The sequence below is a fragment of the uncultured Mucilaginibacter sp. genome, from assembly GCF_903913935.1.
GTDB lineage: Bacteria > Bacteroidota > Bacteroidia > Sphingobacteriales > Sphingobacteriaceae > Mucilaginibacter.
Genome location: NZ_CAIWNH010000482.1, coordinates 1 through 8,734, shown reverse-complemented (window position 1 = coordinate 8,734; position 8,734 = coordinate 1). Strand labels below are relative to the sequence as shown.

Below are 8,734 nucleotides of genomic sequence, written 5' to 3'. Positions count from 1 at the left end.
GCCGAACATATTCTCGGTCAGTTCAACTGAACGATGATCACCGATCAGTAATTCAATACCGAAGGGTTGTGCGCGGGTTTTTAAAATATCAATGGTTTGCGGAAATAACTCTTCCGAAACAAAATATACATTAGCACTTTGATTTTTACGCAGGCTGTATTGCATAAACATGGCTTCGGCAGCCGCGGTGCCTTCGTCAAGCAAGGAGGCATTGGCAATTTCCATCCCGGTAAGGTCGATCACCATCGTCTGGAAGTTTAGTAATGCCTGTAAACGGCCCTGCGCAATTTCTGCCTGGTAGGGAGTGTATTGGGTATACCATCCGGGATTTTCAAGGATATTGCGTTGTATTACGCCAGGAACGATCACGTCATAATAACCCTGCCCGATAAATGATTTAAATACCTTGTTTTTTGAAGCAGTTTGCTTCAGTGTATTCAGGTAATCAAATTCGCTTTTGGCTGCCGGGAGGTTTAAGGGAGCCTTCAGTCTTATTTTTTGCGGTACCGTTTGGCTGATCAGTTCATCAAGTGAATCTGCTCCTACAACCTTTAACATTTGCGCGGTATCTGCCTCGTTTGGCGCGATATGACGCGACTGAAATTTTTCCTGATAATCGATATTCAACTTCATGAATTAGCTTCCCTTAAATTTTCCGCAAAGGTACAAATTTCATTACTGTATAACAATTGAATAACCTGATGGTGACAATGGTTTTACATTGAAAAACTGTATTGTTTGCCAGAACCAGGATTAGCCCGATTTTTGGATTAACAGGATTGAAAAAATCAATTTATTCAATCCGAAAAATCTCAAAATCTGTTCAATCCGGGTTCAGACCAGCTGCCTTAAATACATTTGAATCGTATTCTCCAGCCCATAATATAAGGCATCACAGATCAGCGCGTGGCCTATACTTACTTCGTCCAAACCCGGGATATTTTCCGCAAAATATTTCAGGTTTTGCAGGTCAAGGTCATGGCCGGCATTTATACCGAGGCCAACTTTTTGGGCAATCTCTGCGGTTTTTACGTATGGGGCAATTGCTGCTTCTTTATTTTGAGGATAGTGGTGGGCATAAGCCTCGGTGTATAATTCAATACGATCGGTGCCGGTGGTTGCGGCGGCTTCAACCATTTCTGCAACAGGGTCAACAAATATCGATACACGGATGCCGGCATCCTTAAACACCCTGATCATCTCCTTTAAATACTGTTGATGTGTAATAGTATCCCAACCATGATTGGAGGTGATCTGGCCCAAAATATCCGGCACCAACGTCACCTGTTCGGGGCTGTTGGCCAGTACCAGGTCGATGAATTTTTGTTCCTGGCAATTGCCTTCTATATTAAATTCAGTAGTGACGATTTTTTTCAGGTCGAAAACATCCTGGTAGCGGATATGCCTTTCATCGGGCCGGGGGTGTACGGTTATTCCCTGTGCACCAAAGCGTTCACAATCTTTGGCAACCTGTACCAGGTCGGGGTTATTGCCGCCGCGTGAGTTGCGCAGGGTGGCTATTTTGTTGATGTTGACAGATAATCGGGTCATGCCTCAAAGTTAGTACATCATTTAATTAATGAATAATCAAATGTTAAATGATAAGTTTAAATTTAGGTCATGAAATCGAAAATGATATCTAAAACAGAAATAGCCATCCTGGTTCTGTTGGCAATTCTATTGATAGTACTGTGGACTACTGCGTTTGGTAATGACACACTAGATCTCACCCTGCATGATACCTATCTTGTGATTAAGGGTACAAAGGAGAAAATTTTCGTATTCCCGATGTTGCTATTATTGGCCCTGGTTTACGCCATTAAAGAAGCGTTTTACGGTTATCAGCGGAGCGTTCAGAATATCGTCATGTTAACAGCCGTCTTTTTGATCAATATTTGCTTGTTAAGTTGCGTTGGCGTATTTCATATCATTACTTCAAAACTAGACGGAATGCAAAGTGGATGGACTATCTACCCGCCACTTTCTGCATTGCCAAAAGTGCGTCCGGTGAACACAACGCCCCACGGGTCACTGTTCGACGTTGCATGGCAAATATTATTGATTATGCAAATCATTTTCCTGGTAATATTGGTTATAATTGCTGTCATAACCGGGAAAAACTGGAACCATTGTAAACGTGAAACTTAAATATATTTTAAAGCTTTTTACAATACTTTTTATTCTGAGTATTCTAAGCAACAAGTCAAAAGGCCAGGCCAATTACCTTAAAATTACCAATTACAAAGTGTATTACGGATGGGCTACCCATTATCCGCAGGACTGGATGATCATCCGGCAGTTTGAGAATGAGGGTAAAAACTATTTTTTACTGGTAAACCCTCAAACCCTCGAAACCAGGATCGACGAGCCTTCATTTTACAAGGTTAAGCCAATGGCGCTGACTGAAGTACGCGACTTTTTTAAGAATAGCCCTTATATTAAGGCGATCAAAAAAGCTGAGAGGCATTCTGTAAATACCCAGGATGCGGGTATAGAAAACGGGATGCCCAAACAAACTGGTATCAGCCTTACGGCCGATCTGTGCCCATCCCATCGTCCGTTGGATAAAAGGATATTTACGAGCATTGTGCAGGAATTTGAACAGGTGGAGAAGCCGGTTCCGCTGGCACTGTCAGTCTCCGGAGTCTGGATGAAACAGCATCCGGATGACCTGGAATGGTTAAAAAAAATGCAGGCAGATCACCAGATCAATATTACCTGGATCAACCACTCCTATAACCATAGGGTTAGCCCTACCTTGCCGCTTAAAAAGAATTTTTTATTGCTGCCGGGAACAGATATCAATTTCGAGGTGCTTGAAACAGAAAAGGCCATGCTGAAGAATGGTTTGCTGCCTTCGGTATTCTTCAGGTTTCCGGGTTTGGTATCTGATCAGCAACTGGTATTTAAGATCACCGATTTTGGCCTTATCCCCGTTGGTTCGGATGCCTGGCTGGCTAAGGGGCAAAAACCCCAGGCCGGCAGCATCGTACTGATCCATGGCAATGGCAACGAACCTGTGGGGGTAAACGATTTCATCAAACTGATCCATTCAAAAACAAAAGCGATTGCAAAAAAGGAATGGCTGTTGTACGATTTACGGGAAAGCGTTGATAAAGAGTTTGAAAATAAATCAGATAGTACAAACCGATAAAGGCTGCTAACTCAAATCAGGGGTTTGGATCTGGTTAAGGGAAAGGGGTACCAATTTTTTGGTTTTGAGGTACGTAATGGTAACGATAAGCAATGTCATGCTACCGCCAAATATTACAGAGGGTATGGTACCCAACAAAGTTGCGGCTGCGCCTGATTCAAACGCGCCAATCTCATTTGATGAACCGATAAACATAAAATTTACGGCAGAAACACGACCCCGCATATGGTCGGGGGTTAAAAGCTGCATAATTGTTCCGCGGATAATTACGCTGATGCTATCAAAGGCCCCTTCAGTAAACAGGAAAAACAGGGATAAATAAAAGCTGCGTGACAGGCCAAAACAGATGATGGATAAGCCAAAACCTGTTACAGCAATCAGCAAATTTCGCCAGGGTTTCCCCATTGGCGAATAGCGCGCCATGGCCAGCATCGTTAAAACGGCCCCTAATGATGATGTGGCCCGCATAATCCCCAGCCCTTGCGAACCTACCTTTAAAATATCATTTGCAAATACAGGTAACAAGGCCACTGCTCCGCCAAAAAATACTGAAAAGAGGTCGAGGCTCATGGCCCAGATTAATATTTTACTGTTAAATACAAAGTGGATCCCCTCCCTTAAGCTTACCCATATGCTCTCTTTTGGTGCAAATACCGGTGGATACGAGCGCAACAGGTATATCAATACGATAGAAATTAAAAGGAAAGCCAGGATCACAGCAAATGCAGCGGTTATACCAAAGAACCCATAAACCAAACCGCCGGTTGCAGGGCCGAGAATGGCTGCAATTTGCCAGCTCGAACTGCTCCATGAACTTCCATTGGGATAAAGCTCTTTTGGAATGCTGTTGGCATATACCGTAAAAGTAGCCGGCCCGTAAAAGGCCCGCGCCAAACCATTCAAAAATATCATACCATAAATAACCGGGACGATCCATTCTTTGTGGATATGCGGGCTCATTTTGTCCATGGTAACAGCAAACATCACAAGGGAAGAGATAAACACAAGGGATGATATAGTCAAAAGCATCTTTCGTTTCTCAGATTTATCTGCGACATATCCTCCATAAAGCGCAATCCCAATGGCGGGTATTGCCTCACAAAGCCCTATCAAACCTAATGCAAGTTTGCTGTGTGTTGCCTGGTAAATGTAAAAGCCAATGACTACCGCCTGCATCTGGTAAGCAAACGTGAAGAAAAACCGCATACCCAGGTAGGAGCGGAACTCTTTATAGCGCAGGGCGGCAAAGGAATCTTTTATGACCGGACTATCTGTTTCTTCTGACACAAATGACAATTTAAGGTTACGAATTTACAATTTGCACGATTAAGGTTATCTTATATAACAACACTGCTATGTAATTTTAATGGCTACGAAAACCTGTAACAGGTGTTTGTTAGATCCCATGCTGGTCAATCAAATAGATCAATGCAACCATTGAAGCGGCGCCAAGTTCAAGTTCGCGCTTGTTAACATTCTCAAATACATCATTAGGGGTGTGGTGGATATCAAAATACCGTTGCGAGTCGGGCAAATAACCAATTAATACCACCTTATTTGATTTTTCTTTAAGAGGGCCTATATCACTGCCGCCACCGCCCCAAACCAGCATATTTGACCCGTAAGGTGCAAGCAGTTTGCCCCAGTTATTGTTGATGTTTTGGAGCTCAGCTGCTGATACGCCATCAAATCCGAAGCCCCTTGGCGTAAAGCCTCCAAGGTCGGTTTCAATCGCTGCTATATGCTCCTCCTTGTTTTTTGCGGCAAGTTCTGCATATTTATCGCCTCCGCGGTCGCCGTTTTCTTCATTGATAAAAAATACTGCCCGTATGGAGTTTTTGGGTTTATATTCCATAACTTTCAGGATGCGTAATACCTCCACTGATTGCATTATTCCGGTGCCATCGTCGTGAGCTCCTTCGGCAAGGTCCCATGAATCTAAATGCCCCCCAACGATAATATAGCTATTGGGATGTTCAGTGCCCTTCATTTCGCCTACTACATTAAAAGAGGGTGCATCCGGCAACGTTTGGCAGTTTTGTTTAAAGTAAAATTTAATGGGTGCAGCACCCTTAAGCATAGAACTTAATTTATTGGCATCAATGGTTGAGATGGCGGCGGCCGGAATATTTACGCCGTCTTTAACATATAATGTTGCGCCGGTGTGCGGATAAATGTCCAGGCTTTCGGTTAATGAACGTACAATTACACCTACAGCGCCATATTTTGCTGCGGCTGCAGGGCCGGCAAAGCGTTGGTCGCCCGCTGTGCCATAAGCTTGAATCGTTTCAATGAACCGGGGATCAAATGGCCGGTTAAAAAACACAATTTTACCCTTTATCCCTTTTTCACCAAGTGTATCCAATTGTTTTAAACTATGTACTTCGATAATAGCAGCGGTTAAGCCGGTTTTGGGTGTGGCTACCGTCATGCCCAAAGCTGCTATATGCACAGGAACCCTGTTTTTGCCCTGGATTATAGCCGCTTCTTCTTTAGCGCCGCGAACCCAATGCGGCACCATCACGGGCTGTAAAAACACCGTATCAAAACCATAACTTTTCATTAACTTTTCTCCCCATACTATTGCTTTCTGCGCGTTTGCCGATCCGCTGATCCGCTGCCCGATATTTTTGCACAGGTAATGCAGGTTCCCGTAACATTGCCCGTTAACCAGTTCTTCATCATAAATTTTACGGATCATTAATGAATCCTGCGCTTTCAAAAAAGTAGTGGTTAATACCAGTGAAAAAAGGAGGGTAAGTTTTAATTTCATTTTAATATCTTTTAGCAAATGTAGTATTATAGCGAAAGAAAATTAAAAAATCCGAAATCAAACATCCTTGTCTGCGGCAGACAGGCGAATTCCGAAATCACGAGATCTTATTCCAGCTTAAGCCTTCTTCTTTTGATCGCAGCGACTGGTTTAAAATTTGATTTTCGGGAGCTGCCAAATGCGGGTCTTTCTCAAAAATGGTTTCTACAAACCGGCGAACGGTTATCAATAATTCCTGGTCGGTTACGATGTTGGCTAATTTCAGATCGAGTACACCGCTTTGCTGGGTGCCATCAATATTGCCCGGGCCGCGTAACTGTAAGTCGGTTTCGGCAATTTCAAAACCGTTATTGGTTTTCACCATCGTATCCAGCCTGATCCTGCCATCGCGGCTTAGCTTTATATGGCTCATTAAAATACAAAACGATTGTTCGGCGCCACGGCCAACACGGCCGCGGAGCTGGTGAAGTTGCGATAAGCCGAATCGTTCGGCATTTTCAATGATCATCACAGAAGCATTCGGGATATTCACGCCCACCTCAATAACTGTAGTGGCTACCATTATCTGGGTTTCACCTTTTATAAAGCGGTTCATTTCAAATTGCTTGTCGGCAGCGCTCATTTTCCCGTGAACGATACTGATCCGGAAATCAGGTAACGGAAATTCATGCGCCATTACTTCTGTGCCCTCCTCCAGGTATTTCAGGTCGAGTTTTTCACTCTCTTGTATCAATGGGTAAACAACATAAACCTGCCGTCCCCTGGCGATTTCCTGTTTCATAAAACCAAACATCCTTAACCGCTGGGCTTCATAAAAGTGTACGGTTTGTATAGGCTTGCGACCAGCGGGTAATTCATCGATTACTGATATATCCAGGTCTCCGTATAAAGTCATAGCCAGTGTACGCGGAATAGGGGTAGCTGTCATTACAAGAATGTGAGGCGGAACAGTGTTTTTACGCCAGAGTTTAGCGCGCTGCTCCACCCCAAAGCGGTGCTGCTCATCGATCACCACGAAACCAAGATTTTTAAACTGCACCTTATCCTCGATCAGGGCATGGGTGCCAATTAAAATTTTGAGCTCACCATTCTCTAATTTTTCATGCAGTACGTTTCGGGCTTTTTTTGTGGTGGAGCCGGTTAAAAGGGCCACTTCAATAAAATCATCGCCAATAAGTTCCTTTATGGTTTGATAATGCTGGTTGGCGAGTATTTCGGTGGGCGCCATAATGCAGGTTTGGAAACCATTGTCAATGGCGATCAGCATACTCATTAATGCCACTACCGTTTTACCGCTCCCTACGTCGCCCTGCAAAAGCCTGTTCATCTGAACGCCGCGCTGAGTGTCCAGCCTTATCTCTTTTAAAACCCGCTTTTGTGCATTTGTTAAAGGGAAAGGCAATTTATGGTGATAGAAATTGTTAAAAGTATCACCGACAGATTGAAAGATGTTCCCCTTAAACTTTTGCGTATGTAATAATTTATTTTTTAGCAGCTTTAATTGCAACAGAAAAAGTTCTTCAAATTTCAATCGGTAAACAGCTTCGTTGAGTTTTGCAGGGTCGTCCGGAAAGTGGATGTTCTTATAAGCCTCGGCCCTCCCGGTTAGTTTAAACCGGTTGATGATATATAGTGGCAGGGTTTCATGTACTTCCCGCAGGGACTGTTCCAGCAGGGCGGCCACAAGTTTCTGAATACCCTTGCTGTCAAGCGAATATTGCTTCAGTTTTTCTGTGGAATTGTATGCCGGCTGCAGGGTTAAATTGCCTTTACGCTGCTGCGCTTCGGCATTGTATAATTCCATTTCGGGGTGGGCCATTTGGGCCTTTCCGTTAAAAAAGCCAGGTTTGCCAAATAATACGTATACTTTACCTATTATCAGTGTTTTTTCTATCCATTTAACACCCTGGAACCATACGAGTTCGATAATGCCGGTATCGTCTTTGGCCTGGGCCACCAGGCGCCTGGTATGTTTTTCGCCTAAAATTTCGATATGGGTTAAACGCGCCAATACCTGTACATAAGGCAGTTCAGGCTGTATGTCTTTTATTTTGTAAAACCGCGTACGGTCAATGTATTTGTAGGGGAAATAATTAAGCAGGTCTTCAAAAAGCGCGATTTGCAATTCTTTTTTCAGCACACCGGCCCGGTTCAGGCCAACGCCTTTTAAGTACTCGATCGGGGTTTGAAATACGCTGCTATTCAATTAGTGGTTGGGTGAATTATTGAATTATTGGTTTTATAATTCTCCGAAGTTATAAATATCCTGTTTTTTTGAAAATACTAAGGCTTAAAAGCGGTAACTGTTATTTCAACATTCACATTTTTGGGAAGTGCTGCAACCTGTACGGTTTCCCTGGCCGGAAAATTGTCGCTGAAGTAAGTTCCGTAAACCTCGTTTACCTGGGCAAAATTTTGCATGTCTTTTAAAAAGATGCTGGTTTTTACAATATGGCTAAAGTCGACACCTGCTTCAACTAAAATAGCATTGATGTTTTCCATCACCTGTTTGGTTTCAGTTTTTATATCATCCAATACCAATTCGCCGGTGGCTGGGTTAATGGCGATCTGGCCAGAAGCAAATAAAAAATTCCCGGCCTGGATGGCCTGGCTATATGGGCCGATGGGAGCGGGCGCGTTGTTCGTGTTAATTACAGTTTTCATTAAATTTTTTGTTTTTCGTATTGTAAAAAGTTGACGTCGTATTAAGGCCTGATGAGCATTTAACGGTATGCAGCCATTGTAATCATCAGTGGCTGTTTGCAATTTGTATTGTTGAGTTATTTACTCGTTTGACCGTTATATTT

7 protein-coding genes and 1 pseudogene are annotated in these 8,734 nt (G+C 43.3%); 2 read left to right on the top strand and 6 right to left on the bottom strand.

The features are described from left to right. Together QZY09_RS19415 and QZY09_RS19410 are read right to left on the bottom strand one after the other, a co-directional pair. Positions 1-633 (bottom strand): annotated as a pseudogene (locus QZY09_RS19415) (glycine dehydrogenase (aminomethyl-transferring)); the annotation flags it as partial. A gap of 201 nt (positions 634-834) precedes the next feature. Beyond that, positions 835-1,551: a pyridoxine 5'-phosphate synthase gene (locus QZY09_RS19410; protein ID WP_295675057.1), complete on the bottom strand. Its 717-nt coding sequence runs from the start codon at positions 1,549-1,551 to the stop codon at positions 835-837. 69 nt (positions 1,552-1,620) lie between these two features. Here QZY09_RS19410 and QZY09_RS19405 point away from each other — a divergent pair, with 69 nt between their 5' ends. Both QZY09_RS19405 and QZY09_RS19400 read left to right on the top strand, forming a co-directional pair. Further along, on the top strand, positions 1,621-2,148 hold the full coding sequence (locus QZY09_RS19405) for a hypothetical protein (RefSeq protein WP_295675055.1): 528 nt from the start codon (positions 1,621-1,623) through the stop codon (positions 2,146-2,148). After that, the gene (locus tag QZY09_RS19400) at positions 2,138-3,154 is read left to right on the top strand and encodes a polysaccharide deacetylase (RefSeq protein WP_295675054.1); all 1,017 of its coding nucleotides are present in this window, start codon (positions 2,138-2,140) and stop codon (positions 3,152-3,154) included. Before QZY09_RS19405 ends, QZY09_RS19400 begins: the two co-directional genes overlap by 11 nt. A gap of 6 nt (positions 3,155-3,160) precedes the next feature. On the opposite strand, the gene QZY09_RS19395 is transcribed toward QZY09_RS19400, so the two are convergent. The 4 genes from QZY09_RS19395 to QZY09_RS19380 form a co-directional block, all read right to left on the bottom strand. Continuing rightward, positions 3,161-4,441, bottom strand: coding sequence for an MFS transporter (locus tag QZY09_RS19395; RefSeq protein WP_295675052.1), 1,281 nt, complete (start codon positions 4,439-4,441; stop codon positions 3,161-3,163). A gap of 109 nt (positions 4,442-4,550) precedes the next feature. After that, a complete protein-coding gene (locus QZY09_RS19390; RefSeq protein ID WP_295675050.1) occupies positions 4,551-5,927 on the bottom strand; it encodes a M28 family peptidase in 1,377 nt (458 codons plus the stop codon). A 97-nt stretch (positions 5,928-6,024) separates the two neighbouring features. Beyond that, positions 6,025-8,133, bottom strand: a complete 2,109-nt coding sequence (gene recG / locus QZY09_RS19385; protein WP_295675048.1) for an ATP-dependent DNA helicase RecG — start codon at positions 8,131-8,133, stop codon at positions 6,025-6,027. Between the two features lie 77 nt (positions 8,134-8,210). Continuing rightward, positions 8,211-8,591, bottom strand: a complete 381-nt coding sequence (locus QZY09_RS19380; protein WP_295675045.1) for a RidA family protein — start codon at positions 8,589-8,591, stop codon at positions 8,211-8,213. Positions 8,592-8,734: the final 143 nt, after the last annotated feature.